Source organism: Pseudomonas rhizosphaerae (genome assembly GCF_000761155.1).
GTDB classification, from domain to species: domain Bacteria; phylum Pseudomonadota; class Gammaproteobacteria; order Pseudomonadales; family Pseudomonadaceae; genus Aquipseudomonas; species Aquipseudomonas rhizosphaerae.
Genome location: NZ_CP009533.1, coordinates 733,367 through 757,936 on the forward strand (window position 1 = coordinate 733,367; position 24,570 = coordinate 757,936).

The window sequence follows — 24,570 nt, forward strand, 5'->3', positions numbered from 1 at the left end:
CAATGTCTAACGCAACCTTAAACGCGGAAGTGGCTCACGAGCACGAGCACGGTCACGACGATCACGATCACCATGATTCAGGGGGCATGACTGTCTTCGGTTTCTGGATCTATCTGATGACCGACTGCATCCTGTTCGCGTCGATCTTCGCCGCCTACGCAGTACTGGTTAACAACGTCGCCGGTGGCCCGTCGGGCCACGACATCTTCGAGCTGCCATTCGTGGCAGCCGAAACTGCACTGCTGCTGTTCAGCTCCATCACGTATGGCTTTGCCATGCTGGCGCTGCACAGCAACGACAAAAGCGGTGTGATGAAGTGGCTGTTCGTCACTTTCCTGCTGGGTGCAGGCTTCATCGCGATGGAGATCTACGAGTTCCACAAGCTGATCGAAGAGGGCTTCGGCCCGCAGCGCAGCGGCTTCCTGACCGGGTTCTTCACCCTGGTCGGTACTCACGGCCTGCACGTGACCAGCGGCTTGATCTGGATGGCGGTACTGATCGCCCAGATCAAATCCAAAGGCCTGACCGCAACCAACAACACGCGCATGAGCTGCTTGAGCCTGTTCTGGCACTTCCTGGACGTGGTCTGGATCTGCGTGTTCACCGTCGTCTATCTGATGGGAGCTCTGTAAATGGCAAACCCTCATACCACTTCGGCCGGTAGCAGCCACGGTAGCTACAAGTCGTACATGATCGGTTTCGTGCTGTCGGTAATCCTGACCGCGATTCCGTTCGGCCTGGTGATGTTCCCCACCATGTCCAAGGAAGCCACGCTGTGGATCGTGATGATCTTCGCGGTGATCCAGGTGCTGGTGCACCTGGTCTACTTCCTGCACCTGGACCGCACGTCCGAGCAGCGCTGGAACGTGATTGCCTTCGTCTTCTCGGCGTTGATCATCGCGTTCCTGGTCGGTCTGTCGCTGTGGATCATGTTCAGCATCCATCACTTCATGATGGCGAAGTAAGGAACCCGGACATGTCCGTAAAGCACTTTATCCAAATCACCAAACCGGGGATCATTTTCGGTAACGTGCTTTCCGTGGCAGGTGGGTTCTTCCTGGCTTCCCAAGGGCATGTCGACATCGGGCTGTTTCTGGCAACCGTAATCGGCACGTCCCTGGTAGTGGCATCGGGCTGTGCATTCAACAACTGCATCGACCGCGACATCGACGTGAAGATGGAGCGCACCAAGAACCGTGCATTGGTTCAGGGGCAGATTTCGGTGAAGGTCGCCCTGATCTTCGCCACGCTGCTCGGGGTTGCCGGGATGGTCATGCTGTACGCATTGGCCAACCCGCTGGCGGCCCTGTGCGGCTTGATCGGCTTCGTCATCTACGTGGGTTTCTACAGCCTCTACCTGAAGCGCAAGTCGGTGCACGGCACCCTGGTCGGCAGCTTGTCCGGTGCCATGCCTCCGGTGATCGGGTACGTGGCGGTCAGCAACACCTTCGATCTGGCCGCGCTGACGCTGCTGGTGATGTTCAGCCTGTGGCAGATGCCGCATTCCTATGCGATCGCGATCTTCCGCTTCAACGATTACCTGGCCGCTTCGATTCCGGTGTTGCCGGTCAAGCGCGGTATCGTGGTGGCGAAGAAGCACATCCTGCTGTACATCCTGGCCTTCCTCCTGGCGACGCTGATGCTGACCCTGGGTGGCTATGCCGGCATGAGCTACCTGGCGGTGGCGGCGGCAATGGGCATGTACTGGTTGTACATGGCCTGGACTGGCTACAAGGCGGTGGACGATCGAGTCTGGGCGCGCAAGCTGTTCGTGTTCTCGATCTTCACCATCACGGCCCTGAGCGTGATGATGTCGCTGGATTTCAAGGTGCCGGGTGAGTTGTTGCTGACTTACGCACACTGATCCTGCTGCAAAGACAAAGGCGCCTCGAACTTAACAGTTCGGGGCGTTTTCGTTTGTGGTCAACGGCCAATCGGCGATATTGCCTGTACTGCCTTCGCGGCCACTGACCGCTCCCACAGATAAACACACGTTTTCCGTAGGAGCAGTCAGCGGCCGCGAAAGGCCCACCGCACAATCTTCTGGACAGCATGGCCGGCAGAGCCTTATCGTTCGACCTGGCCACCGCAGTGGCCAACGTCGCTCGGACGGTTCCGGGCGCTTACGTATCCGAGGAAGTCATGGCCGAACCTGTTCGCCCGCGCCGCTTTGCGCGCATCGATCGTCTCCCCCCCTATGTGTTCAATATCACTGCCGAGTTGAAGATGGCTGCGCGTCGGCGCGGCGAAGACATCATCGACCTGAGCATGGGCAATCCCGACGGCGCCACGCCGCCGCACATCGTCGACAAGCTGGTGACCGTCGCCCAACGCGAAGATACCCACGGCTATTCCACTTCCCGCGGTATCCCGCGGCTGCGCCGGGCCATCTCACGCTGGTACAAGGACCGCTATCAGGTCGATATCGACCCCGAAGACGAAGCCATCGTGACCATCGGCTCGAAAGAGGGCCTGGCCCACCTGATGCTGGCCACGCTTGACCAGGGCGATACCGTATTGGTGCCCAACCCCAGCTATCCGATCCATATCTATGGCGCGGTGATCGCCGGCGCCCAGGTACGCTCGGTGCCACTGGTGCCTGGCGTCGATTTTTTCAACGAGCTGGAACGGGCAATCCGCGAGTCCATTCCCAAGCCGAAGATGATGATCCTGGGTTTTCCTTCCAACCCGACCGCGCAATGCGTAGAGCTGGACTTCTTCGAGCGGGTCGTAGCGCTCGCCAAGCGCTACGACGTTCTGGTAGTACACGACCTGGCCTACGCCGACATCGTCTACGACGGCTGGAAAGCGCCCTCGATCATGCAGGTGCCGGGCGCCAAAGACATCGCCGTCGAGTTCTTCACCCTGTCCAAAAGCTACAACATGGCGGGATGGCGAATCGGCTTCATGGTCGGTAATCCCGAGCTGGTCAACGCCTTGGCGCGCATCAAGAGCTACCACGACTACGGCACGTTCACCCCTTTGCAGGTCGCGGCCATCGCTGCGCTCGAAGGCGATCAGCAGTGCGTGAAGGACATCGCCGAGCAGTATCGCCAGCGCCGCAATGTGCTGGTCAAGGGTTTGCATGAGCTAGGCTGGATGGTGGAAAACCCCAAGGCTTCGATGTACGTCTGGGCGAAGATTCCCGAGGCCTATGCCCATCTGGGCTCGCTCGAGTTCGCCAAGAAGCTGCTGGCCGAAGCCAAGGTCTGCGTTTCGCCCGGCATTGGCTTCGGTGACTACGGCGATGATCACGTGCGCTTTGCGCTGATTGAAAACCAGGACCGCATTCGTCAGGCCGTGCGTGGCATTCGCCAGATGTTCCGGGCCGACAAGGCCTGACGCTTCTAGCCTGGCATGTCCTGCCATTCATACTGCATCTGGCGGGCGGTGGTGCGCGCCGCATCGGCGCCCAATAGGCGAGCCACCAGATGCAGGCTCATGTCGATACCGGCGGAAATCCCGGCGCTGGTGACCAGGCTGCCGGCGTCGACATAGGGCACGTTCTCCTGCACATCCAGATCCGGGTAGCTCTCACGCAGTTCCTGAATGTCGGCCCAGTGGGTGGTCACGCTCTGACCCTCCAGCAGGCCTGCCTTTGCCAGAATCAGCGCACCGCTGCACACCGACGTGAGCAAGCCTGTCGTCATTGCCATCCGGCGTACCCAAGCCAGGGTATCCGGGTCGTTCATGGGCTGGTCGATCACACCCCCTGGCACTATCAAGACGTCGCAGGGCAGTTCGTCATCGAACTGCGCGTCGGGCTGCACTCGCAGGTCGTAGCGGGCAGTAAGCAGTTCGCGACTGGCCGCAGCCGTGCGCACGATGAACGGCGCATGAGCACTGAGGCCATCGCGCAGGGCGATCCGCGTAGCGACGCTGAACACTTCGTAAGGTCCAGCGAAATCGAGAATCTCGATACCGGGGTAAAGCAGGATGACGACCTGCAGTGGGCGGTCGAAAATCTGCAGTTCGGGGGGCAGGGCCTTGATCATACGCTCACTCCAGTCAGGAGCTGGCATGATCGGTCCGGATCGGCAATGGGTAAATGACAGTTACCCCACAGATCTTGCCAAAACGCATTGTCCACGATTGACCGTGTACGCGTTCTTTACATTGCTGAAATTGTTTCTCAACGTTGCAATGGCCTGACAACTGCTTTTTAAATGGCAACCTGATCCTGGCTTTTGGCCGATTACGCGTAAACTGAATATTCTTCGCGAGGCGGTTGACCTTCACTGCACTCGTTCGCTGCGTTCCTGGCCAGTCACCGGCCAGGCTTCATGTTCATTTTCAGGATCATTTCGTCATGACCAAACGGCTCACCAGCGCTTTGCTGGCTTGTGTATTACTTGGTTCCAGTGCCGCCCATGCGCAGAAAGCGCCGCCACCGGTGCAGTTGTCCTTGCTCGGCTCGGGCGGCGTGGTCAGTGCCATGCAAACCATCGTCGTTGAATACGAAAAGGCCACCGGGATCAAGGTGACCGTATTGCCTTCGCCTGCCATCGGCGACAACCCTATGGCAATCTCCAGCCGGCTGGAGCGCGGTGAGCGCGCTGACCTGGTGCTTACCGAAGACGCGGCGTTGAACAAACTCATTCAGCTGGGTGAAGTGCAGCGCGAACCACGGGTGGATGTCGGCAAGTCCTTCATCGCCATGGCCGTGCGCCAAGGCGAGGCCAAGCCCGACATCGGCAGTGTCGACGCCTTCCGCAAGACCCTGCTCGACGCGCGATCCTTGGCCTACTCCAACAGCACCAGCGGCTTGTACCTCTCGCACCTGCTGTTTCCCCGCATGAAACTCACCGAGCAGTTGCGCGACAAGAGCAGCCTGGTGGACAACGAGCCGGTGGGCGCCGCCGTCGCGCGCGGCGATGTGCAGTTGGGGTTCCAGCAGTTGAGCGAGCTCAAGGCCGTGCCAGGTATCGACATCGTTGGCCTGATTCCCGACGCGGTGCAGAAGATGACCCTGTATTCAGGAGGTGTCACGCGCACCAGTGCTCACCCTGAGGAAGCCGCAGCGTTGCTGCAGTACCTGAGCACCCCGGCAGCCCGTCTTGCCATCCAGGAAAGCGGGCTGACGCCAGTGCAGTGATCGTGGAGGGACATCCCGTGGCCGCCGACGGTGGCCTAGAGGATCTTCACGGTATGAAAGGCCACGGTGTCGTAGGGCACCGTGATCTCCTGCTTGTCCTTGAGCTCGGGATGAGTGGCCATGATCTCGCGGACCTGCTGGAAGATCGGCTCCTGCTGTTCAGGCGGCAGGGTGGAGATGAAGCTGATGGAGCGAACCCGGTTGAGGATTACGTCTTCCGGGGTGCCGGTGTGCGAATGGGTGAAGTGCTTTTCCACCAGAGGATGGGCGAAGCCTTTATGGGGGAACATTTCACGCCACTGCTGGGTATAGAAGCGGGGGCTGTCGCCGGCCACGGTACTGACGACGTCCGCTACCTGTCGTACCCAGTCCACGCGGGTATCGCGCAAGTTCCAGATCATGCCCAGCCGTCCGCCGCGCTTGAGCACGCGATGGATTTCCTTCATGGCCTCGGGCTTGGCAAACCAGTGGAAAGAGTGCGCGCAGATGACGGCGTCGACCGACTGGCTCTTGAGCGGGATCTCTTCGGCAGCGCCCTCGAGTATCTTGACGTAGGGTTTGTCGCCCCAATTGAGCTCGAGCTTCTCGCGCATGGCGGCGACCGGCTCCACCGCGAACACTTCGGCGCCGATGTCCACCAGTCGTGGAATGAACTTGCCCGTCCCTGATCCTAAATCCAGTACCGTTGTGTGGGGTGGGTCCCATTTGCTGTGGGGCTTGATCTGCATGATCTCGCGCAGCCAGTTGTCGAGTTCCTTGGGGTAGTCCGGACGCCCCTTGTCGAAGGAGCCTGCCCCTTGCAGGTAGCCCTTCACGGCAGTGGATGGAAGAATCGCCTGGAGTTTTTCGGTCAAGTTCTTGATTTGCAGAATGTCGCTGAGGTTTTTCATTTGCCCCTCGCACGCCTGCTGGCGTTGTTGTGGTCGCAAGGCTGATTGCACAGCGCAACACCCAACCAGCCTCGTTGGGCGTTATTAAACAAAGCGTAGCGCAAGGTGGCCGAGGCAGCGGTTAATTCATACCAGGCCGGGCAAAACCGGATCAGAGGGTAGTGGCGAGCACGCCGTGAGGCGCATGGGCGACTGATGCCTGCGCCTGACTTTCCAGCCAGTGACGAAACGCCGAGCATTTTGGACTTTCTTCCGTCGGCTGCGCGGACAGCAGGAAATACCCCGAACCATCGCGAACGAAGCCAAAGGGCGCGACCAATTGGCCTGATGCCAGCTCGTCTTGAACCATCATCATCGATGCCATGGTGACGCCCAGCCCTGCGCTGGCGGCCTGAACGCATAGATAGAAATGCTCGTAATCGACCGTCGTCACTTCGCAGGCCACTTTCTGCACCAGACGCAACCACTGCTCCCAGGCTGCCGGTCGTGTTCTGCTGCGCAGTAGATGCACGCCGCTCAATAGACTCGCCGGCCCTGCCAGCGACGGTGCGCACACCGGGCCTACCCACTCCGTACACAGTGCGCTGCTATGTACGGAATCGTCCCAGTGGAAATCATCACGACGAATGGCCAGGTCTGCCCTGCACCGGGCGAAATCGATCGGCCCGCCTGCGGCCAGTAGTTGAATCTGGATGTCTGGGTGCGCCCGATGAAAAGCAGGCAGGCGTGGAATCAGCCATTTCATTGCAATCGTCGGCTCGCAGGACAACACCAGAATGTCATCGCCAGCCTTGCGCTGCACTTGACGAACCGCCTGCTCCAATTGCTCGAACATAGGCTGGGTGGCCTCATGCAGCAGGCGCCCGGCATGGTTGAGAAAGACCGCACGATTGCGTCGCTCGAACAATTCCACCCCCAGTGCCTCTTCCAGCGAGCGGATCTGACGACTCACGGCACCATGGGTGACATGCAACTGTTCGGCAGCCTTGATGAAACTTTGCGTCTGCGCGGCAGCATTGAAAAAGCGAAAAGAGGCGAGGGGAGGAAGGCTCATACGGGCAACGAAATCTCACAGGTTTCGATGACTATAAATCGTTTTTTCCAGCCCACGCAAAACTCCATGATGGCGTTCGTTGCCGAGGATTTTGGCAATCTGCCCAATAAAATGGAGGAAATCCATGGACAATATTCATAAGGGTGCAGTGCCCACTGGCAATCTTGCGCCACAGATCCATACGCCGCTGATTGCCGATGTCTGCAATGAAGTGAGTCGCAACGGTTTTGTGTTCATGCAGCCGGCTACGGTCGCCGCCTTGCTGAACACGCCGGTGCCTGGCTCCGTCCGAGGGTGGGAAGACTTCCGGCTAACCTGGGATCATCTGGACCAGGACGCTTTCATGGGTGACGGTGGTACCTATCGCTTTCGTCGCTACGCTACCTTCTTTACGGAACAGGGAAGCCGACACTGGCAGCCCCGTCCTCATCAACCGCACTACCAAACCACTGCACACAACCCTCTCAACGGCGGCATTGTCCGGCACTTTGCCCCGATCCCGGTCCACGTCTGTGAGGGCCTGGTGTTTTCCGCAGTGATGGATCTGTGTTGCGCCTGCTTTAACGTGATGGCAGCGCACTGTGCGTGGCATATCGAAGTTCATCAGTTTCGCATCGATGCGTCCAAGGGCGCTGCTTCGCCCACGCCTGAAGGGGTGCATCGCGATGGCGTCGACTTCGTTTTCATGCTGCTGGTCAGTCGGGTCAACGTCATGGAGGGGGAAACGTCCATCTACGATAACGACCACCGGCTACTGGCCAAGCATTCGATGATCCATGAACTGGAAGCCGCCATGCTCAACGACGAACGGGTCCGGCATGGCGTCAGCCCCGTCATCCCCATCCACCCTGATAGACCCGCATACCGAGATGTACTGGTCGTCACTTTCAAGAAACGCTGACAGGACAGGGTCATGAACGAATTACTCGCGGTAGCCTTGATCACAGTCTTGGCCGTTATCAGCCCTGGCCCTGACTTTGCCATGGTCACGCGCAACAGTTATGCCTACGGGCGCCGCAATGGTCTGGTCGCAGCGTTGGGCATTGCCTGCGGTGTGCAGGTGCATGTTTTCTATACCGTGTTCGGCATTGCGGTGATCATTACCCAATCGCCAATGTTGTTCATGGCCATGAAATGGCTGGGCGCTGGTTATCTCATCTACTTAGGGGTGCGCTCGTTGCTCAATACTTCCAAGTTGACGCTGGCCAATGGTGGAGGCGAGACACCGTCCTTGTGGAACGCCTTTCGAATAGGGTTCTTCACCAATGCCCTCAACCCCAAGACGATGCTGTTTGTGGTGGCCACATACAGCCAGGTCGTAAAGGCAGGCAGTTCGATGACGACGAACTTTGCCTACGGCCTGTTCATGTCGTTCTCGCACTGGGTGTGGTTCAGTATCGTGGCGCTGTTCTTTTCCTCCGGGCCACTGCGCAGAAGAATGCTGGAGAAACAACGCATTGTTGACCGGGTCATCGGCACCGCGCTCATAGGGCTGGGCGCGTGCCTGGTGTTGCCGGGCCTTGGCGGCTGACCCTGTGCATTTCTGGCTGCCTGCCAAGGCGCTTGCGGTGCAATCGATCACACCGGCTGCAATTTCTTTTCGAACACCACCACGCCGTCCAGATCGCGCAGCTGTACGGTCATTTCCCCACTCTGGCCTTCGATCTGCACTTCGCCGAAAAACTGGAAGCCGGCGAACGGCGAGGTGTTCTGCGCAGGCGGTGCTTTCTGGAACACCACTTGCGGGCCGAAGGTGGCGTCCAGCGGATTGGGCCCGAAGCTGCCGGCATTCAACGGCCCGGCGACGAATTCCCAGAACGGTTCGAAGTCCTGGAAGGCGGCGCGGTCGGGGTGGTAGTGATGGGCTGCGCAATAGTGCACGTCGGCTGTCAGCCAGACGGTGTTGACCACCTTCTGCTGGCGCACGAAGCCCAGCAGCTCGGCAATTTCCAGCTCGCGCCCTTTGGCACCACCACCCTCGCCATTGGCGATCGCTTCCCAACGACTGACACCGGGGCTTACCTCGCCATCCGGCACGCCCAACCCGATGGGCATGTCGGCAGCAATGACTTTCCACTGCGCCTGCGATCCCTTGAGCCCGGACTTGAGCCAGTCCAGTTGCGCCTGGCCGAGGAACGCCGTTCGAGCTTCGGGCTTGGCGGCGAGGTTGTCGTCGTTACCGCCGCGGTAGCTGCGCATGTCCAACACGAAAATATCCAGCATCGGCCCGTAGCTGAGCTTGCGATAGATACGCCCGCCATTGTCGGCGCGTTGCAGGCGCATGGGGGCGTACTCGAGCCACGCCTGACGGGCGTTGCCCACCAGATGGCGAATGTCGCGGTTCTGGTAACGCTCGTCGAGCTGCTTGCTGGGCGACCAGTTGTTGGTCACCTCGTGGTCGTCCCACTGCCAGATCTGCGGCACCTCGGCGTTGAAGCGGCGCACGTTTTCATCCATCAGGTTGTAGCGGTAGTTGCCGCGGTACTCATCCAGAGTCTCGGCCACCTTGCTCTTGGCTTCGGTGGTGATGTTGCGCCACACGCGGCCATTTTCCGTGGTCACCGTGGCTGGCACCGGCCCGTCGGCGTAGATGGTGTCGCCACTGTGAATGAAGAAATCCGGCAGGCGCAGGCGCATGGCTTCATAGATGCGCATACCGCCGATATCAGGATTGATACCGAAGCCTTGGCCCACGGTGTCGCCGCTCCAGACGAAACGGATGTCGCGACGTTGCGAAGGCTCGCTGCGCAAATGGCCGAACCACGGCTCACTGCTGACGCCGGTCTGCGCATCCTCGAACTGCACACGGTAGAAAATTGCCTGGTCCACCGGCAGGCCGCTGAGCTCGACGCGCGCGGTGAAATCGGTGCCGGCGTCGGCCAATGGCGAGACAAGTCGGCGCGGGTTGGTGAACATGCTGCGCGTGTCCCATTCCACCACCATCCGCGCCGGACGATCGCAGCGGCTCCAGACCATCGCCTTGTCGTCCAGCAAATCGCCGGACTGTACGCCGTCGGTCAGCTGTGGCCGGTCCTTGACCGAGGCGATCACCGCCGGCGCCAGTCCTGGCAGCAAAAAGCCTGCACCCACGGCCTGGACGAGACGACGGCGCTTGAGGTCGAACATGCTCATGAAATAACCCTGCGAAAGAGAAAGGGCTATGTAAGCGTGGGGATGTGACAGGGGCGTGAAGGGCGATAGAGTCGACTACTTGATACCTGTAAACCTGGCGGCAGCGAGGATGCCTATAGTGATGACAGTTGGAAACCGGGCGACGGATGATCCACTCATTGGCAGCGCCCTTTTCCGATTTTTTTTCCGATTTCTCGGCACGCCGATAACCCGATAGTACGCGGGTCTCAGAAGATTACAGAGCTAAATATACAGACATAAATTCTGATTTATTCGACGCCAGTAATATGCTTTTCAACACGTTCCACACAACTGGCCCAACGGACGTCAGCCAGGCACGACGACCTCGTTCGCCGAACTCGCCTGCAGCGCGCGCAGGCCAGTGAGCACGGCGGTGAGCATCAGCAAACCGGCGCCGATGGCGACGCCGAATCCGGCACGGGTACCGAAGTGGTCGATGACCAGGCCAGCCGTTGCCCCACCCATTGCGATGCCTACACTGACCCCGGTGCTCAGCCAGGTCAGCCCTTCGGTGATCTTTCCGGGCGGCAGGATTTTCGTGCCGATGTTCATTACCACGATCAGGGTCGGCGCGAACGACATGCCGGTGATGAACAGCAATCCGGTGAGCCAATACACATTGGGCGCAAAGATCGGCAGCGTCGTCGCCACGGCGGTGAATACCGCGCCGATCAGCAGCTGGGTTTCGAACGGTAGCCCACTTCTGACCGCTCCGAAGGTAATCCCGGCGACCATGGACCCGGCGGCAAAGCCTGCCAGGACAAAGCTGGCGGCGGCCGCCCAGCCGGTCTCCTTGGCAAACGCCACCACCGCTACGTCGACCGACCCGCCGAGCACGCCCAGCGCCAGCATCGCCACGACGATGATCCGCAAGGCAGGAATGCGCAGTGGAGAACCGGAATGGCCTTTGACGGCAGGTATCGGCGGTGGCTCGGTTTCATGCTGGCGCAGAAAGGCAACCACGCCCACGGCCAACAACACGGCGGCCACCAGTGGTCCGGCTTGGGGGAACAGGCCGCTGCTCAAGGCGATGGACAGCGGCGGGCCGACGATGAAGGTGAACTCCACCAGCACCGTATCCAGGGAATAGGCGGCGTGCAGTTGCGGCTTTCCACGAAACAGATAGGCCCAGCGTGCGCGGATCATCGCCCCGAAACTGGGCAGCACGCCCGCCATGGCCGCTAGTACGAACAGCACGGGCAGCGGTGCATGCCAGTACACGGCGCCGATCAGGGCCAGCAGCATGCCGATACTGAACGCCGCGACTGGCGCCAGTACCTTGCGCTGACCGCGCTGGTCCACCAGCTTCGAGATCATCGGTCCGAGTATGGCGCTGGTCAGGGTATAAGTACCTGCTACCGCACCTGCGACCCAGTAGCGCCCCGTTTCCTGTGCAAGCATGGCAATCAGGCCCAGCCCGACCATGGCTTGCGGAAGCCTGGCCATCGAGCCGGCCATGATCAGCGCCACGACCCCTGGTGTTGCGAAGAATGTGCGGTAGGCATTGCTCATGTGAAAGGCGGAACTCCGTGTTCGCGAGGTGGCTCTTGTAGGGGGGCTTATAGTGCCTGCAGGTCGAACCTGATACCTGTTTTGCCGGGGTGGTGGGGCAGGGTCATAAGGGTCGCTCAAGGAATAAAAGGCGGGCGGCCAGCGCTGTCATCATGCCCGCAAAGCCGTAACTGCCCCATCTTCTCAGAGCCGGACCGCCGTTCAACCTTTTGCGCAACGTTGCGGCGCACAGCGCCAGTACGGTGTGAAAAACCAGGGAGATCAAAGTGAGCAGCACACCCAGCATCACAAGTTGGACCGTCACACTCGCGTTGCCGACGGTGACGAATTGCGGCAGAAACACCATGAAGAACAGCAGGCCTTTGGGATTCAGCAGGCTGTTGAGCGTCGCACGGACGAAAATCTTGCGGATCGAACCCAGGGGGCGGGGGGCAGCGCTTTCGCCAGTCGGCGCCGTCAACGCTTGCCAGGCCATCCACAACAGATAGCACGCACCGGCCAGCCGCAACAAGTCGAACGCAGGTGCCCAGCTCATGACGACAGCACCCATGCCGGCGCTGACCAGCAGTGTCAGCAGCAAGTCCGCCAGCGAAATGCCCAGCGCAGCCGCCGCCCCGGCTCGCCAGCCGTGGGCAAGTGCGTGACTGGTGACGAACGCCATGTTCGGTCCGGGGACGATCAGCAGCAATGCGGCGGCGATGACGAACAGGTAGAGGTTGGCTGCATCCGGCATGACGAGTGCTCCTTTGGATTGGCTCAAAGGGTAGGCGCATCGAGGGGGCGGGGGGAGGTACAGTTGGCGAGGAGGTGGGGGCAACAGTTGATCGGCTGGCCGATCTGCGCAGCAGGAGGTAGGTTCATTCGCTGCCAATGGCCGCTCATGCAAAGGCAAGGGATCAAATCGCAGGCGAAAAAAAAGACCTTCGCAAAGGTCTTTTTTCTGATTTGGTGCCCCGAGGGAGACTCGAACTCCCACTCCTTTCGAAAACGGATTTTGAATCCGCCGCGTCTACCAATTCCGCCATCAGGGCTTACAGGCGGCGAAGTATAGAGACGACGCGACCACTGGTCAATCAGCTTTCATGGTCAATTTTGAAGATTTTTGCTAGAATTTTCAGCCCTATACAGCCGAACCCTATCATGCGCGTCGCCGATTTCTCTTTCGAGCTTCCTGATTCCCTGATCGCTCGCCACCCGCTGGCCGAGCGCCATGGCAGCCGCCTGTTGGTCCTCGATGGGCTGTCCGGTGCGCTGGATCATCGTCAATTCACCGATCTGCCGGGCTTTCTGCGGCCGGGCGACCTGATGGTGTTCAACAACACCCGGGTGATTCCCGCGCGGGTGTTTGGCCAGAAGGCGTCGGGGGGCAAGCTGGAAATCCTGGTGGAGCGCGTGCTGGACAGCCATCGCGTGCTGGCCCATGTGCGTTCCAGCAAGTCGCCCAAGCCCGGCTCGATGATCCTGATCGACGGCGGCGGCGAGGCCGAGATGGTCGCGCGGCACGATGCGCTGTTCGAACTGCGCTTCAACGAAGAGGTGCTGCCGCTGCTCGACAAGGTTGGCCACATGCCGTTGCCGCCCTATATCGACCGGCCCGACGACACCGCCGACCGCGAGCGCTACCAGACCGTGTACGCCGAGAAGGCCGGTGCGGTGGCGGCGCCGACGGCGGGGCTGCACTTCGACAAGGCACTGCTGGCGCAGATCGAGGCCATGGGCGTTGAAACTGCCTTTGTCACGTTGCATGTGGGCGCGGGCACCTTCCAGCCGGTGCGGGTCGAGAAGCTTGAAGATCACCACATGCATAAAGAGTGGCTAGAGGTCAGCCAGGACGTGGTCGATGCGGTGCAGGCGTGCAAGGCCCGCGGTGGCCGGGTGGTAGCGGTAGGTACCACCAGCGTGCGCTCGCTGGAAAGCGCGGCCCGCGATGGCGTATTGAAACCGTTCAGCGGCGACACCGACATCTTCATCTTTCCAGGGCGGCCGTTTCATGTGGTCGATGCTCTGGTGACCAACTTTCATTTGCCCGAGTCCACGCTGTTGATGCTGGTCTCGGCGTTCGCGGGTTATCCCGAAGCCATGGCGGCCTATGCGGCGGCAGTGGCCAACGAGTACCGCTTCTTCAGTTACGGTGATGCGATGTTCATCACCCGCAATCCGGCGCCTCGCGGTCCCAGCGAAGCCGCGCCAGGGGATCAAGCATGAGTCGCACCTGTCGTATGTCGTTCGAATTGCTGGCCACCGACGGCAAGGCCCGTCGTGGCCGCCTGACCTTCCCCCGTGGCGTGGTCGAAACCCCAGCGTTCATGCCGGTAGGCACCTATGGCACGGTCAAGGGCATGTTGCCGCGCGACATCGAGGCAATTGGTGCGCAGATGATCCTGGGCAACACCTTCCACCTGTGGCTGCGCCCTGGCACCGAGGTGATCAAGGCGCACGGCGACCTGCACGATTTCATGCAGTGGAAGGGGCCGATTCTGACCGACTCCGGTGGTTTCCAGGTGTTCAGCCTGGGTGCCATGCGCAAGATCAAGGAGGAGGGCGTGTACTTCGCCTCTCCGGTGGACGGCTCCAAGGTGTTCATGGGCCCCGAGGAATCGATGCAGGTGCAGCGCGACCTGGGCTCGGACGTCGTGATGATTTTCGACGAATGCACGCCTTATCCCGCCGACGAGCAGACCGCGCGCACGTCCATGGAGCTGTCGCTGCGCTGGGCGCAACGTTCCAAGGATGCCCACGCGGAAAGCACGGCGGCGCTGTTCGGCATCGTTCAGGGTGGCATGCACGAGAACCTGCGCATGCGCTCGCTCGAAGGCCTGGACAAGATCGGCTTCGATGGCCTGGCCATCGGCGGCCTGTCGGTGGGCGAGCCCAAGCACGAAATGATCAAGGTGCTCGACTACCTGCCGGGCCAGATGCCCGCTGACAAACCTCGTTACCTTATGGGGGTAGGCAAACCCGAAGACTTGGTCGAGGGTGTGCGCCGCGGCGTCGACATGTTCGACTGCGTGATGCCGACGCGCAACGCGCGCAATGGGCATCTGTTCATCGACACGGGCGTGCTGAAGATCCGCAACGCGTTCCATCGCCACGATGATTCGCCGCTGGACCCTACCTGCGATTGCTATACCTGCCGCAACTTCTCGCGCGCTTATCTGCACCACCTGGACAAGTGCGGCGAAATGCTCGGTAGCATGTTGAATACCATCCACAATTTGCGTCATTACCAGCTGCTGATGGCTGGTTTGCGCGAGGCTATTCAACAGGGTACATTGGCCGCCTTTGTCGATGCCTTCTATGCCAAGCGCGGGCTGCCTGTGCCGCCCTTGGACTGACCGTTTTATAAAGACTTTCAAGTCAATAACTTCTAAGTAACTGGAGCGTTGAATGAGCTTTTTGATCCCCGCCGCTTTCGCGGACGCCGCTGCACCGGCTGCTGGCCCTGCCGGCACTGGCTTCGAGTGGATTTTCCTGGTCGGTTTCCTGGTCATCTTCTACATGATGATCTGGCGCCCGCAGGCCAAGCGTGCCAAGGAACAGAAAAACCTGCTGGGCAACCTGCAGAAGGGTGACGAAGTCGTTACCAACGGCGGTATTGCCGGCAAGATCAACAAGGTCACCGACGACTTCGTGGTCATCGAAGTGTCCGACACCGTCGAGCTGAAAATCCAGAAGGGCGCCATCGCCGCGACCCTGCCCAAAGGCACGCTCAAAGCGATCTAAGCTGCAGACTTTTACCCATGTCGGGGCGCGCAAGGCGCCCCGCGTCTTGAACGGGCGGCGTGATGCTGAACAAATACCCTCTGTGGAAATATGTACTGATCCTGGCGGTGCTGGCGATCGGTTTTATCTATTCCGCACCTAATCTCTATCCTGATGACGCGGCCATCCAGGTCAGCGGCGCGAGCACTGCGCTGCAGGTCAATCAGGCCGATCTGGATCGCGTCGGCACGGCGCTCAACGCCGCCGGCATCCAGGTCAAATCTGCAAGCCTGGCCGAAAACGGCAAGGGCGGTCTGCTGCGCCTGACCAAGGCCGAAGATCAGCTGCCGGCGAAGGACGTCGTGCGCAAGGCGCTGGGCGATGACTACGTGGTGGCCTTGAACCTGGCCCCCACTACGCCGCCGTGGTTGCGCAGCCTGGGTGCAAGTCCGATGAAGCTGGGCCTCGACCTCTCCGGCGGTGTGCACTTCCTGCTCGAAGTGGACATGGACAAGGCGCTCGACGCCCGCATGAAAGTCTACGAGGGTGAAGTCAAGACGCTGCTGCGCAAGGAGCGTGTACGTTATCGCAGCCTGCCGCAGCAGGATGGCGCCATCCAGCTGGGCTTCAATGACACCGCCACCCGCGACCAGGCACAAGCCCTGATCCGCAAGACGTTCACCGATTTCGACCTGGTCGCCAGCGAGCGCAACGAGTTGTCGGTGCTGCGCCTGTCCATGACTCAGGCCAAGGTTGCGGAAATCCGCGAATACTCGATCAAGCAGAACCTGACCACGGTGCGCAACCGGGTCAACGAACTGGGCGTGGCCGAGCCGCTGGTTCAGCGCCAGGGTGCCAACCGTATCGTGGTCGAACTGCCGGGCGTGCAGGATACGGCCGAAGCCAAGCGCATCCTGGGCAAGACTGCCAACCTGGAATTCCGTCTCGGCGCAGGCCCGGATGACTCCAAGGCCACCACCGAGACCTTCGAGTTCCGCGAGGGCAACCGTCCTCCGGCCGCAGTCGAGCGTGGCTTGATCATCACCGGCGACCAGGTGACCGATGCTCAGGCCAGCTTCGACGAGCATGGCCAGCCCCAGGTGAACATCAAGCTCGATGGCCATGGCGGCGACCTGATGAGCCGCGCCACGCGCAGCAACGTCGGCCGCAGCATGGCAGTGATCTTCATCGAACAGCGCCCGACCACGCGCTACGTCAAGCAGACGGTCAACGGTGTCGAGAAGGACGTTGCGGTACAGACCTTCTCCGAAGAGAAGAAGATCATCAGCCTGGCGACCATCCAGTCGCCGTTGGGCAGCCAGTTCCGCATCACCGGCCTCAATGGCCAGGGCGAGTCTTCCGAGCTGGCCCTGCTGCTGCGCGCCGGTGGTCTGGCAGCGCCCATGTACTTCGCCGAAGAACGTACCATCGGGCCGAGCCTGGGCGCCGACAACATCACCAAGGGTATCGATGCGTCGCTGTGGGGCATGCTGTTCGTCTCGCTGTTCATCATCGCCATCTACCGTTTCTTCGGTGTGATCGCCACCGTGGCACTGGCCTTGAACATGGTCATGCTGCTGGCGCTGATGTCGTTGCTGGGCGCGACCCTGACGTTGCCGGGTATCGCCGGTATCGTATTGACGATGGGTATGGCGGTGGACGCCAACGTGCTGATCTTCTCGCGCATACGTGAAGAGATCGCCAATGGCATGAGCATCCAGCGCGCCATTCACGAAGGTTTCGACCGCGCCTACACCGCGATCATCGACGCCAACCTGACGACGCTGCTGGTCGGCGGGATTCTCTTCGCCATGGGCACCGGCCCGGTGAAGGGCTTCGCCGTTACCATGTCCCTCGGGATCTTTACCTCGATGTTCACGGCCATCATGGTGACCCGCGCTATGGTCAACCTGATCTACGGCGGTCGGGACTTCAAGAAGTTGTGGATTTAAGGGGCTGCCATGTTACGTACCATCAACTTCATGGGCGTGCGCAATATTGCGTTCGCCATCACCGTGCTCCTTACCGTGCTGGCGCTGTTCAGCATGTTCCACAAGGGCATGAACTACGGGCTGGACTTCACCGGCGGTACGCTCATCGAGCTGACCTACGAGAAGCCGGCCGACTTGGGCCTGGTCCGTGACGAGCTGGTGAAAGCCGGCTATCACGACGCTGTGGTGCAGAACTTCGGTGCTACCACCGACCTGCTGGTGCGCATGCCGGGTGAAGACCCGCAGCTGGGCAACCAGGTCGCGGCGGCGCTGCAGACGGTTGGCGGCGACAACCCGGCCACGGTCAAGCGTGTCGAGTTCGTCGGCCCGCAGGTCGGTGAAGAACTGCGCGACCAGGGCGGCCTCGGCATGCTGCTGGCCCTTGGCGGCGTACTCGTCTACCTGGCGTTCCGTTTCCAGTGGAAATTCGCGGTCGGCGCCATCTTGTCGCTGATTCACGACGTGATCGTCACCGTGGGCCTGTTGTCGTTCTTCCAGATCACCTTCGACCTGACGGTGCTGGCGGCGGTACTGGCCATCATCGGCTACTCGCTCAACGACACCATCGTGGTATTCGACCGGGTTCGCGAGAACTTCCGGGTGATGCGCAAGGCGTCCCTGATCGAGAACATCAACGTCTCCACAACGCAAACGTTGCTGCGTACCGTGGCGACCTCGGTGTCGACCCTGCTGGCCATCGCCGCCCTGATGTTCTTCGGCGGCGACAACCTGTGGGGCTTCTCGCTGGCACTGTTCATCGGCGTCATGGCCGGTACCTACTCGTCGATCTACATCGCCAACGTGGTACTGATCTGGCTGAACCTGAGCAGCGAGGATCTGATTCCTCCCGTGGCCAAGGACCAGGTCGACGACCGTCCATAACACGTCAGACGTTCACCCCGGCAATGCCTGAAAGGCGCGAGTATTGAACTCGCGCCTTTTTTCATGCTCCAAGGCTGGGAAACGTGGCTTCGTGCCATGACCGTAGTCAGGAGGTTCAAAGTGAATAAGTCGTTGCTGATTGGTGCAGTGCTGGGTGCTGTCGGTGTTACCGCCGGAGGCGCCGTTGCAACCTACAGCCTCGTGAACAAAGGCCCCGAGTACGCCGACGTATTGGCCGCAGAGCCGATCAAACAGCAGATCAAGACGCCGCGCGAAGTGTGCAAGGACGTCACTGTGACTCGGCAGAAGCCGGTCCAGGATCAGCACCAGATCGTCGGTAGCGTTCTGGGTGCGGTCGCCGGTGGCCTGCTCGGTAACCAGGTCGGCGGCGGCAACGGCAAGAAGATTGCGACCGTGGCCGGTGCGGTGGGCGGTGGCTACGCAGGCAACAAGGTGCAGGAAGGCATGCAGGGACGTGACACCTACAGCACGACACAGACCCGCTGCAACACGGTCAACGACATCAGCGACAAGGTCGTGGGCTACAACGTTAAGTACCAGCTCGACGGCAAGGTCGGCCAGGTGCGCATGGACCGCGACCCCGGCTCGCAGATCCCGGTGAACAAGCAGGGTCAATTGATCCTAGGTGAGAATCAGGCCGGGCAATAAGCCCCAGGTTCCCCCTCACCCACACGCGCCGCCGGCCCCGGCGGCGTCAGCTCCACACTGCGGCAATACTCCATGAACAGCCGAGTCGCCCGACTCGGCTGGTTGTTGCGCAGGTGCGCCATCACCAGGGTCGACGCCGGCATGTCGTCCTCGATCTCCAGATGCGCCAGCAGCTTGCCGTCGTAGGTCGTGTGGCTGCATGGCCGGGTGACTAACACCGAAAACCCCAAGCCTTGTCCCACCATGCAGCGCACCATCTCGATGGAAGGCGAGCTGTAGGCAACGACCGGCGCATAGCCCTTCTCGGTGAAGATATCCATGAAGTAACTGCGGCTGGGAACGGCATCGAGCAGGATCATCGGTTCCTCGCTCAGGGCCTGCAAAGTGACAGAGGTTCGTTGCGCCAGAGGATGGTCGAGCGGTAGCAGGGCATAGGGCTTGTGGGGCGCGTTGAGGGCTTGTTTGTGGATGGTGTTGCCCAGCTCCAGGTCGTAGAGAAAGGCCAGGTCGAAGCGACCACGGTGCAGGCCGTGCATCAGCTCGTGCTGTTCGCCGTCATAAAGTTGAATGGCCACTTCCGGGTACAGGCTCTTGAATCCGGCCACCAACTTGGGCATGTACAACGGCGCGGCCGACTCGAAACAGCCAATGGCAATGGTGCCTGAAACATTGCCATTCTCGGCGCGCGAATCCTGTTCCAATTCCTGAGACAGCCTCAATAACTCCTTGGCCTTTTCATAGATCCTGCCGCCTCCGGCCGTGAGTGAAACACCTTGGGCATGATGGCGGACGAACAAGGGTTGATTGAAGGCTTCTTCGAGATTCTTGATGGCCACGGAGATGGACGGCTGGGATATATGCAATTGCCTGGACGCTTCGGCAATGCTGTCCTGTTCGACAGCCGCCACGAAGTATTTGAGTTGCCGAAGGGTGAAGTGCATCAAGTTCAGCTCCTCGGCAGCGCCGTTCGGTCCTGCGCCGCCTGAATAGGTTTTACCTATGCCTGCGAAGACCATGCCAGTGCCTGGGCCACCCTGAACTACAGGGACTGTCTGAACCCTGATCACACTTCACGCCCAGCGATAGCGGCGCTCTGCAAACGAGCTTCAGAAGTGCGGCATTACGGCACACCCAATGAATCAAGGCGCCAAACCCGTTTCGCACCAAAAAGTTTCGTCTGCCATAAGACCGGAAACAGGCTGCGCTAAAACCGTGCAGTGGTTTTCAGGCTTTTCCAATCTTTATATCTGATCAAGTAGAAACAGGGAGTGCGATGTTTGCCTCAGGAACTTCTACTTAGGTTTTTCCTATGCAAGGGGCCCGAATTTACTAATTTCGGCAGAACCTGGCATCAATCATGATGGGTTCCAGACGGGCAGAACGGGCAACGTTCGAAGTTCATATCCGACAGGAAGTCACCCACCACTATTGACCTTGCCGAGCGAGCCGACAATGACGTTTGATTGGAAATACATGTTTGGTCTGCTCAGTGATACCGAGTTCTGGATGGCGGCCTGGACCGTGATTCAACTCAGTGTATTGACCTGGGTCGTCAGTATCGTGCTGGGCTTCGTACTGGCGCTGGCGAAGCAATCTTCCCGTCCACTGCTCAACCTGCCGGCACGCGGTTACATCTGGCTGTTTCGCAGCCTGCCGCTGCTGGTCCTGCTGATATTCGTCTACAACCTGCCACAGGCGCTGCCGTCTACGTCGGCGGTGCTGGCCAACCCGTTCTGGGCTGGATTGATCGCGCTGGTGTTGAGTGAAACGGCCTACGTCGCGGAGATCCATCGCGGTGGGTTGCTTTCCATCGCCAAGGGGCAAAGCGAGGCTGCGCGAGCCTTGGGTCTGCGCTTCGCCGGCACCCAGTGGCGCATCGTCATCCCCCAAGCCTTGCGCGTCGCACTGCCGTCGCTCACCAACGAATTCATTTCCATCGTCAAGCTCAGCTCGCTGGTGTCGGTGATCTCGCTGACCGAGATCCTCATGGTGGGTCAGCGCCTGTATTCGCAGAACTTTCTGGTCATGGAAACCATGGCAGGGGTGGCGTTCTTCTATGTGCTGATTGTGACCGTGTTCGACTTCCTGCTCAAACGCCTGGAGCGTTATCTGGACGTGACCCAGACCAAGGCCGCGCGTCAGCCGGATGCCGAAGTGCTGCGCCTGGCCACCCAGCACCGGGCCGCCGTGACGCGACCCGACAGCGCCGCGACCGGTCCCGCGTTGCAGGCGACCAAGCTACACAAGGCCTATAACGACGTCGAAGTGCTCGGTGCGGTGAGCCTGCAGATCGAGCCGGGCGAGGTGGTGTCGGTGATCGGTCCTTCGGGGTCGGGCAAGACCACGCTGATTCGCCTGCTCAACGGCCTGGAGCAGATCGACAACGGCGACATCAAGATCAACGGCAAACCGTTCATTCACCTGAATCGGCAGGGCGCGCAACCGCCGCGCTATGTGGAGCACGCCGAGCACCGCATGAACATCGGCATGGTGTTCCAGAGCTTCAATCTGTTCCCGCACATGACCGTGCTGAACAACCTGCTGATGGCGCCGCGTTATCACCGTCTGGCGCCGCTGGCCGAACTCAAGCAACAGGCCTACGCCCTGCTGCACAAGGTCGGCATGCTCGACCACGCCTGGAAATACCCGCATCAGTTGTCCGGCGGCCAACAGCAGCGCGTGGCGATCGCCCGGGCATTGATGATGCGCCCGCAGATCATGCTGTTCGACGAGCCCACCTCGGCGCTCGATCCGGAGAAGGTCAACGAGGTGCTGCAGGTCATCGAGGCCCTGGCCAGCGAGGGCATCACCATGATCATCGTGACCCACGAAATGAATTTTGCCTTCAAGGTTTCCGATCGCATCGTCTTCATGGAGAAGGGGCGAGTGGTCTGCGACGACAGCCCGCAGGCGCTGCGTGGCGGTCACAACCCGCGAGTGGAAGCGTTCCTGAAAGATGTCTCGTTGGCCTGAAGCCAACCCTACCGGTGCGAGGAGAGAACATGATCGAGCAATGGCAGATAGACCAGTTTCACCAGGATGGCTTTCTGGTGGTCGAGGATGTGCTGGCGGCGCCTGAAGTGGCAGCGCTGCAGCATGACTTCGATCAATGGGTGCAGGACAGCCGCAGCCAGGCTCAGGCCTGGGGTGAAACCCTGGATGGTCGCGCACGCTTCGATGTGGAAAGCGATCACCGTGCCGACCATCCCTCGCTGCGCCGGGTAGCGTCGCCCACTGAGATTTCGCCAGCGTATCGCCAGACGGCCTTCGAATCGCGCATGGCCGAAATCGCCGGGCAGTTGATCGGCGGGACCGGCACCCGTTTCCATCACAGCAAGATCAACTCCAAGCTGCCGCACACCGCCACCCAAGTGAAATGGCATCAGGATTTCCTCTTCACCCCGCACAGCAACGACGACCTGGTGACGGCCCTGTTGATGGTCAGCGAAGTGACCGCGCAGAACGGTCCGCTCAAGGTGGTACCTGGCAGCCATAAAGGCCCGCTGTGGTCGCACTGGCATGACGAGCGTTTCACCGGCGCGGTGGCCGATGCCGTGGTCGAGGAACACTGCCAGGCGCCGGTGGCCTGCTTCGGCCCGCCCGGCTCGGTGTGCTTCATGCACACTCGCCTGCTGCATGCCTCAAGCCCCAATCACACCGAAGATCCGCGGACGCTGTTCATCAGCGTGTACGCCGCCGAGGACGCTCTGCCACTGGCCGACAACCCGCTGCCCAGTGAGCACGCCGGACGCCTGGTGGCCGGGTGCGAGAGCGGCTTGATCCGCAGCACCGAGAACCATGTGCGTCTGCCCCAGAAACCCAAGGGTGCATCGTTTTTCGTCCAACAGGCCGGTACCGACCTGGCGACTGCCTGAATCCATTGACTGCGAGGAATACCCCATGAAGTTGCCAAGCCTGAAAGCCCGCCCCGTCGCCATGGCCGTGTTCGGCGCCATCCTGGCCGCCAGTTCGTTGAGCGCTTCGGCGTTCCAGCAGCCCGGCAAGATCGTCGCCGGGTCCGACATGACGTTCTTCCCTTACGAATACATGGAGAAGAACAAGCCTGCCGGCTTCGATATCGAGTTCCTCGACGGTCTCGCCAAGGTCATGGGCATGACTGCGGAAAACATCGACACCCGCTTTCCCAACCTGATCAGCGGGCTCCAGGCCGGACGGTTCGACATCACCAACTCGTCGATGTACATCACCGCCGACCGCATGAAGGTGATCGACATGGTCCCTTACCTGAAAAGCGGTGAGTCGATCCTCGCGGTCAAGGGCAGCGCCTATCAGCCCAAGACGCCGGAAGAGTTCTGCGGGCACAAGATCGGCTCCATGGGCGCCACCTCCTGGCTTCAGCAATTGCAAAAGCTGTCCGCCGAGTACTGCGTGAAGAACGGCCTGCAGCCGATCGCCATCAGTGAGTACGGCACCGATCCGCAAACTACCCAGGCCATGCTGGCCCACGCGGTGGAAGCGCAGATCACCGACGCGGCGGTCGCTCGCGGGGTGGTCGACAAGCTGGGCGATCGCGTGGTGATTTCTTCGCAGACCCTGATCTACCCGGTGCTCAACGGCTTCGGTGTAAAGAAGGGCAACGACGAGGTCCGCAACGCGCTGATCCATGGCTTGGAGAAATACAGCAAGACCCCCGAATACGCGGCCCTGCTGGACAAGTACAAGTTCCAGGCGCCGACCGCCGATGACATCGCCGCCTTGATGCCCAACCCCTGATATCGCGCCTCGACATCAGCCGACAGTACCCGTCGATCCTGGCGGGTACGTTTCAATGGAGTGCCCAGAGCATGGCCCTGAGTTTCGAAGAACAGACGCGCATCGACCTGGCCGCAACGTTCCGCATCATCGCCCACCTGGGCATGCACGAGGCGGTTGCCAACCATTTCAGCGCCGCCATCAGCGCCGACGGCAAGCAGTTCCTGCTCAACCCCAAGTGGGTGCATTTCTCGCGGCTGCGGGCCAGTGACCTGTTGCTGCTCGATGCCGACGACACCGAAGCCGCGCACCGCCCGGACGTGGACGCCACCGCCTGGTCGATCCACGGCCAGGTTCACCAGCGCCTGCCCGATGCCCGTGTGGTGCTGCACCTGCACCCGGTCTACACCACGGCCGTGGCTTGCCTTGCGCAACCGAAGATTCTGCCGGTCGACCAGAACACGGCGCGTTATTTCAACCGCATCGCGGTGGACGAACTCTACGGCGGCATGGCCGATACCAGCGCCGAGGGTGCCCGCCTGGCCAACCTGCTGCAGGACAAGCGCCGGCTATTGATGGGCAACCACGGCATCATCGTGGTCGCGCCGACGGTAGGCGAGGCGTTCGACGACATCTGGACTCTGGAGCGGGCCTGCCAAATTCTGGTCACGGCCTGGTCGACCGGCCAGCCGCTCAAGGTGCTGGCCGATGAGGTGGCGGAAAAGACCGCACGTGACTGGGAAAAGATCTCCGACTTTTCCCAACGCCACTTCGAAGAAATGAAGCACCTGATGATCCAGGCGGATCCTTCGCTGGTGGACTGAGCGCAACCGAGCGCCCGACTGATTGAAGCTTTGCACACAGCCTCGCGGGTGCCGCAGGACGCCGTGCGCCCGGCTTTCGAATTTT

General features: G+C 60.7%; 25 protein-coding genes and 1 tRNA gene. 18 read left to right on the forward strand and 8 right to left on the reverse strand.

What is annotated here, in order from left to right:
• Positions 1-2: 2 nt before the first annotated feature.
• The 4 genes from LT40_RS03325 (at position 3) to alaC (ending at position 3,342) form a co-directional block, all read left to right on the forward strand.
• On the forward strand, positions 3-632 hold the full coding sequence (locus tag LT40_RS03325) for a cytochrome o ubiquinol oxidase subunit III (RefSeq protein ID WP_043186473.1): 630 nt from the start codon (positions 3-5) through the stop codon (positions 630-632).
• Positions 633-965, forward strand: coding sequence for a cytochrome o ubiquinol oxidase subunit IV (gene cyoD, locus LT40_RS03330; RefSeq protein WP_043186476.1), 333 nt, complete (start codon positions 633-635; stop codon positions 963-965).
• 11 nt (positions 966-976) lie between these two features.
• A complete protein-coding gene (gene cyoE, locus LT40_RS03335) occupies positions 977-1,864 on the forward strand; it encodes a heme o synthase (protein ID WP_043186478.1) in 888 nt (295 codons plus the stop codon).
• Between the two features lie 278 nt (positions 1,865-2,142).
• Entirely contained in the window at positions 2,143-3,342 is a 1,200-nt protein-coding gene (gene alaC / locus LT40_RS03340) for an alanine transaminase (protein ID WP_043193269.1), read from the forward strand.
• A 5-nt stretch (positions 3,343-3,347) separates the two neighbouring features.
• Here the strand turns inward: alaC and LT40_RS03345 are convergent, their stop codons facing one another.
• Positions 3,348-3,995: a DJ-1/PfpI family protein gene (locus tag LT40_RS03345; protein ID WP_052393227.1), complete on the reverse strand. Its 648-nt coding sequence runs from the start codon at positions 3,993-3,995 to the stop codon at positions 3,348-3,350.
• 314 nt (positions 3,996-4,309) lie between these two features.
• Between LT40_RS03345 and LT40_RS03350 the strand changes: the two genes are divergently transcribed.
• Entirely contained in the window at positions 4,310-5,095 is a 786-nt protein-coding gene (locus LT40_RS03350; protein WP_043186481.1) for a substrate-binding domain-containing protein, read from the forward strand.
• Positions 5,096-5,130: 35 nt separating this feature from the next.
• On the opposite strand, the gene LT40_RS03355 is transcribed toward LT40_RS03350, so the two are convergent.
• Both LT40_RS03355 and LT40_RS03360 read right to left on the reverse strand, forming a co-directional pair.
• Positions 5,131-5,985 carry a class I SAM-dependent methyltransferase gene (locus LT40_RS03355; RefSeq protein ID WP_084139710.1) on the reverse strand — a complete coding sequence of 285 codons (855 nt, stop codon included), beginning with the start codon at positions 5,983-5,985 and terminating at the stop codon, positions 5,131-5,133.
• Positions 5,986-6,136: 151 nt separating this feature from the next.
• A complete protein-coding gene (locus tag LT40_RS03360; protein WP_043186484.1) occupies positions 6,137-7,039 on the reverse strand; it encodes a LysR substrate-binding domain-containing protein in 903 nt (300 codons plus the stop codon).
• Here LT40_RS03360 and LT40_RS21710 point away from each other — a divergent pair.
• Genes LT40_RS21710 through LT40_RS03370 form a run of 3 tightly spaced genes read left to right on the forward strand, consistent with a single transcriptional unit; the run spans position 6,944 to position 8,570 of the window.
• Positions 6,944-7,180: a hypothetical protein gene (locus tag LT40_RS21710; protein WP_162473356.1), complete on the forward strand. Its 237-nt coding sequence runs from the start codon at positions 6,944-6,946 to the stop codon at positions 7,178-7,180. The two genes, LT40_RS03360 and LT40_RS21710, sit on opposite strands and share 96 nt — an antisense overlap.
• Complete coding sequence (locus LT40_RS03365; protein ID WP_043186486.1) at positions 7,164-7,940, forward strand: 2OG-Fe dioxygenase family protein; 777 nt, start codon at positions 7,164-7,166, stop codon at positions 7,938-7,940. Before LT40_RS21710 ends, LT40_RS03365 begins: the two co-directional genes overlap by 17 nt.
• Positions 7,941-7,952: 12 nt before the next feature.
• Positions 7,953-8,570, forward strand: a complete 618-nt coding sequence (locus tag LT40_RS03370) for a LysE family translocator (RefSeq protein WP_043186488.1) — start codon at positions 7,953-7,955, stop codon at positions 8,568-8,570.
• A 47-nt stretch (positions 8,571-8,617) separates the two neighbouring features.
• Here the strand turns inward: LT40_RS03370 and LT40_RS03375 are convergent, their stop codons facing one another.
• The 4 genes from LT40_RS03375 to LT40_RS03390 form a co-directional block, all read right to left on the reverse strand.
• The gene (locus LT40_RS03375) at positions 8,618-10,171 is read right to left on the reverse strand and encodes an alkaline phosphatase D family protein (RefSeq protein ID WP_043186490.1); all 1,554 of its coding nucleotides are present in this window, start codon (positions 10,169-10,171) and stop codon (positions 8,618-8,620) included.
• A gap of 327 nt (positions 10,172-10,498) precedes the next feature.
• Positions 10,499-11,704 carry an MFS transporter gene (locus LT40_RS03380; RefSeq protein ID WP_043186492.1) on the reverse strand — a complete coding sequence of 402 codons (1,206 nt, stop codon included), beginning with the start codon at positions 11,702-11,704 and terminating at the stop codon, positions 10,499-10,501.
• A gap of 103 nt (positions 11,705-11,807) precedes the next feature.
• The gene (locus LT40_RS03385) at positions 11,808-12,437 is read right to left on the reverse strand and encodes a LysE family translocator (RefSeq protein ID WP_043186494.1); all 630 of its coding nucleotides are present in this window, start codon (positions 12,435-12,437) and stop codon (positions 11,808-11,810) included.
• Between the two features lie 213 nt (positions 12,438-12,650).
• Positions 12,651-12,735, reverse strand: a tRNA-Leu gene (locus LT40_RS03390).
• A 109-nt stretch (positions 12,736-12,844) separates the two neighbouring features.
• On the opposite strand from LT40_RS03390, the gene queA reads away from it, so the two are divergent.
• From queA to LT40_RS03420, 6 genes are all read left to right on the forward strand, one after another.
• Positions 12,845-13,909: a tRNA preQ1(34) S-adenosylmethionine ribosyltransferase-isomerase QueA gene (gene queA / locus LT40_RS03395; protein WP_043186496.1), complete on the forward strand. Its 1,065-nt coding sequence runs from the start codon at positions 12,845-12,847 to the stop codon at positions 13,907-13,909.
• Positions 13,910-13,923: 14 nt separating this feature from the next.
• Positions 13,924-15,039 carry a tRNA guanosine(34) transglycosylase Tgt gene (gene tgt / locus LT40_RS03400; protein WP_162473363.1) on the forward strand — a complete coding sequence of 372 codons (1,116 nt, stop codon included), beginning with the start codon at positions 13,924-13,926 and terminating at the stop codon, positions 15,037-15,039.
• 52 nt (positions 15,040-15,091) lie between these two features.
• The gene (yajC, locus tag LT40_RS03405; RefSeq protein ID WP_043186500.1) at positions 15,092-15,427 is read left to right on the forward strand and encodes a preprotein translocase subunit YajC; all 336 of its coding nucleotides are present in this window, start codon (positions 15,092-15,094) and stop codon (positions 15,425-15,427) included.
• A 62-nt stretch (positions 15,428-15,489) separates the two neighbouring features.
• On the forward strand, positions 15,490-17,358 hold the full coding sequence (gene secD, locus LT40_RS03410; protein WP_043186503.1) for a protein translocase subunit SecD: 1,869 nt from the start codon (positions 15,490-15,492) through the stop codon (positions 17,356-17,358).
• Between the two features lie 9 nt (positions 17,359-17,367).
• On the forward strand, positions 17,368-18,279 hold the full coding sequence (gene secF, locus LT40_RS03415) for a protein translocase subunit SecF (protein WP_043186504.1): 912 nt from the start codon (positions 17,368-17,370) through the stop codon (positions 18,277-18,279).
• 120 nt (positions 18,280-18,399) lie between these two features.
• Positions 18,400-18,948, forward strand: coding sequence for a glycine zipper 2TM domain-containing protein (locus LT40_RS03420; protein WP_043186507.1), 549 nt, complete (start codon positions 18,400-18,402; stop codon positions 18,946-18,948).
• Here the strand turns inward: LT40_RS03420 and LT40_RS03425 are convergent.
• Positions 18,933-19,892 (reverse strand): LysR family transcriptional regulator, encoded by a 960-nt coding sequence (locus LT40_RS03425; protein ID WP_148308508.1) that lies wholly within the window; start codon positions 19,890-19,892, stop codon positions 18,933-18,935. The two genes, LT40_RS03420 and LT40_RS03425, sit on opposite strands and share 16 nt — an antisense overlap.
• A 508-nt stretch (positions 19,893-20,400) precedes the next feature.
• On the opposite strand from LT40_RS03425, the gene LT40_RS03430 reads away from it, so the two are divergent.
• From LT40_RS03430 to LT40_RS03445, 4 genes are all read left to right on the forward strand, one after another.
• A complete protein-coding gene (locus LT40_RS03430; protein WP_043186511.1) occupies positions 20,401-21,921 on the forward strand; it encodes an amino acid ABC transporter permease/ATP-binding protein in 1,521 nt (506 codons plus the stop codon).
• 29 nt (positions 21,922-21,950) lie between these two features.
• A complete protein-coding gene (locus LT40_RS03435; protein ID WP_043186514.1) occupies positions 21,951-22,823 on the forward strand; it encodes a phytanoyl-CoA dioxygenase family protein in 873 nt (290 codons plus the stop codon).
• Positions 22,824-22,848: 25 nt separating this feature from the next.
• A complete protein-coding gene (locus tag LT40_RS03440; protein ID WP_043186519.1) occupies positions 22,849-23,682 on the forward strand; it encodes a transporter substrate-binding domain-containing protein in 834 nt (277 codons plus the stop codon).
• A 71-nt stretch (positions 23,683-23,753) separates the two neighbouring features.
• Positions 23,754-24,485 carry a class II aldolase and adducin N-terminal domain-containing protein gene (locus LT40_RS03445; RefSeq protein WP_043186522.1) on the forward strand — a complete coding sequence of 244 codons (732 nt, stop codon included), beginning with the start codon at positions 23,754-23,756 and terminating at the stop codon, positions 24,483-24,485.
• Positions 24,486-24,570: the final 85 nt, after the last annotated feature.

Excerpts from the sequence above, each read along its gene's own strand:
- LT40_RS03360 (WP_043186484.1), bottom strand. The coding sequence starts at position 7,039 with ATGAGCCTTCCTCCCCTCGCCTCTTTTCGCTTTTTCAATGCTGCCGCG.
- LT40_RS03375 (WP_043186490.1), bottom strand. The coding sequence starts at position 10,171 with ATGAGCATGTTCGACCTCAAGCGCCGTCGTCTCGTCCAGGCCGTGGGT.
- LT40_RS03325 (WP_043186473.1), top strand. The coding sequence starts at position 3 with ATGTCTAACGCAACCTTAAACGCGGAAGTGGCTCACGAGCACGAGCAC.
- LT40_RS21710 (WP_162473356.1), top strand. The coding sequence starts at position 6,944 with ATGGGTGACATGCAACTGTTCGGCAGCCTTGATGAAACTTTGCGTCTG.
- secF (WP_043186504.1), top strand. The coding sequence starts at position 17,368 with ATGTTACGTACCATCAACTTCATGGGCGTGCGCAATATTGCGTTCGCC.
- cyoD (WP_043186476.1), top strand. The coding sequence starts at position 633 with ATGGCAAACCCTCATACCACTTCGGCCGGTAGCAGCCACGGTAGCTAC.
- LT40_RS03430 (WP_043186511.1), top strand. The coding sequence starts at position 20,401 with ATGACGTTTGATTGGAAATACATGTTTGGTCTGCTCAGTGATACCGAG.
- LT40_RS03435 (WP_043186514.1), top strand. The coding sequence starts at position 21,951 with ATGATCGAGCAATGGCAGATAGACCAGTTTCACCAGGATGGCTTTCTG.
- cyoE (WP_043186478.1), top strand. The coding sequence starts at position 977 with ATGTCCGTAAAGCACTTTATCCAAATCACCAAACCGGGGATCATTTTC.
- LT40_RS03370 (WP_043186488.1), top strand. The coding sequence starts at position 7,953 with ATGAACGAATTACTCGCGGTAGCCTTGATCACAGTCTTGGCCGTTATC.
- alaC (WP_043193269.1), top strand. The coding sequence starts at position 2,143 with ATGGCCGAACCTGTTCGCCCGCGCCGCTTTGCGCGCATCGATCGTCTC.
- secD (WP_043186503.1), top strand. The coding sequence starts at position 15,490 with ATGCTGAACAAATACCCTCTGTGGAAATATGTACTGATCCTGGCGGTG.
- tgt (WP_162473363.1), top strand. The coding sequence starts at position 13,924 with ATGTCGTTCGAATTGCTGGCCACCGACGGCAAGGCCCGTCGTGGCCGC.
- LT40_RS03365 (WP_043186486.1), top strand. The coding sequence starts at position 7,164 with ATGGACAATATTCATAAGGGTGCAGTGCCCACTGGCAATCTTGCGCCA.
- LT40_RS03345 (WP_052393227.1), bottom strand. The coding sequence starts at position 3,995 with ATGATCAAGGCCCTGCCCCCCGAACTGCAGATTTTCGACCGCCCACTG.
- LT40_RS03380 (WP_043186492.1), bottom strand. The coding sequence starts at position 11,704 with ATGAGCAATGCCTACCGCACATTCTTCGCAACACCAGGGGTCGTGGCG.
- LT40_RS03445 (WP_043186522.1), top strand. The coding sequence starts at position 23,754 with ATGGCCCTGAGTTTCGAAGAACAGACGCGCATCGACCTGGCCGCAACG.
- yajC (WP_043186500.1), top strand. The coding sequence starts at position 15,092 with ATGAGCTTTTTGATCCCCGCCGCTTTCGCGGACGCCGCTGCACCGGCT.
- LT40_RS03355 (WP_084139710.1), bottom strand. The coding sequence starts at position 5,985 with ATGAAAAACCTCAGCGACATTCTGCAAATCAAGAACTTGACCGAAAAA.
- LT40_RS03385 (WP_043186494.1), bottom strand. The coding sequence starts at position 12,437 with ATGCCGGATGCAGCCAACCTCTACCTGTTCGTCATCGCCGCCGCATTG.
- LT40_RS03440 (WP_043186519.1), top strand. The coding sequence starts at position 22,849 with ATGAAGTTGCCAAGCCTGAAAGCCCGCCCCGTCGCCATGGCCGTGTTC.
- LT40_RS03350 (WP_043186481.1), top strand. The coding sequence starts at position 4,310 with ATGACCAAACGGCTCACCAGCGCTTTGCTGGCTTGTGTATTACTTGGT.
- queA (WP_043186496.1), top strand. The coding sequence starts at position 12,845 with ATGCGCGTCGCCGATTTCTCTTTCGAGCTTCCTGATTCCCTGATCGCT.